Here is a 1,415-nt window from a genome sequence, read left to right as displayed (position 1 = left end):
GCCCGGCTTCTACGCTGACTGTTATAACAGGCAGCAGTACGGTAAATTACCAAACTTCGGTATTGGCCTCAACATCCAGCATAAGTGTTACGGCTGCAAGTGCAGATCCAAACGCTGTAATAAGGATTGAGGACAATGTGGTGTTGAGCGGCAATGCATCAGCACCGATAACGCTGAACGCAACCGGAGCTACCACCGTTCATGTTTCTGTAACAGCCGAAGATGGTGCCACTATTCGTACATATTCCATTACCGTGTACAAAAACGGATCAAGTAATACTTCAATAAGTTCATTGGCATTAAGCCCGTCAAGTCCATTGTCGGTAACAACGGGTACCAGTAATATAAATTACCAAACCTCGGTATCGGTTACTACAGCTACTGTTGGCGTTGTAGTAACGACTTTAGACCCGAATGCAGTGATACGGGTTGAGGGCAATCCGGTAGCCAGCGGGGTTACATCCGACCCAATAACACTGAATGCAACCGGTTCYACAACAATCCATGTATCAATAACAGCCGAGGATGGTGTCAGTGTCCGCACTTATTCCATTGTTGTAAATAAAAACGGGGCAAGTAATGCCTTGCTTACTTCCCTAAATTTAAGTCCCGTGTCAACGCTGACAACTACAACAGGCAGCAGTACCATAAATTATCAAACTACGGTCTCTGCAGYCACAACCAGTATAAATGTTAAGGCTATAGCGTCAGATCCTAACGCGGTGATACGGGTCGAAGGTAATATTGTGTCAAGCGGTAGTACATCTGATCCAGTAACGCTGAATGCTACCGGAACTACTACTATTCATGTTTCTGTAACAGCCGAGGATGGTGTCACCATTCGTACCTATTCTATCGTTGTGTATAAAAACGGATCAAGTAACCCCGCTTTGAGTTCATTAAGTGTAAGCCCGGCTTCTACGCTGACTGTTATAACAGGCAGCAGTACGGTAAATTACCAAACTTCGGTATTGGCCTCAACATCCAGCATAAGTGTTACGGCTGCAAGTGCAGATCCAAACGCKGTAATAAGGRTTGAGGRCAATSTGGTGTTGAGCGGCAATGCATCAGCACCGATAACGCTGAACGCAACCGGAGCTACCACCGTTCATGTTTCTGTAACAGCTGAAGATGGTGCCACTATTCGTACATATTCCATTACCGTGTACAAAAACGGATCAAGTAATACTTCAATAAGTTCATTGGCATTAAGCCCGTCAAGTCCATTGTCGGTAACAACGGGTACCAGTAATATAAATTACCAAACCTCGGTATCGGTTACTACAGCTACTGTTGGCGTTGTAGTAACAACTTTAGACCCGAATGCAGTGATACGGGTTGAGGGCAATCCGGTAGCCAGCGGGGTTACATCCGACCCAATAACACTTAATGCAACCGGTTCCACAACAATCCCC

At 45.6% G+C, this 1,415-nt stretch carries 1 protein-coding gene; it reads left to right on the top strand.

Annotated features, from left to right (window positions below; translation table 11 throughout):
* On the top strand, positions 1-1,415 hold a 1,415-nt coding region (locus tag AC1DU2_RS30815), incomplete at both ends, for a cadherin-like beta sandwich domain-containing protein (protein WP_477389467.1).

The sequence above is a fragment of the Mucilaginibacter sp. P4_C11 genome (assembly GCF_056402115.1).
The sequence above is the reverse complement of the archived record's forward strand: the minus strand, read 5'-3'. Positions and strand labels throughout refer to the sequence as shown.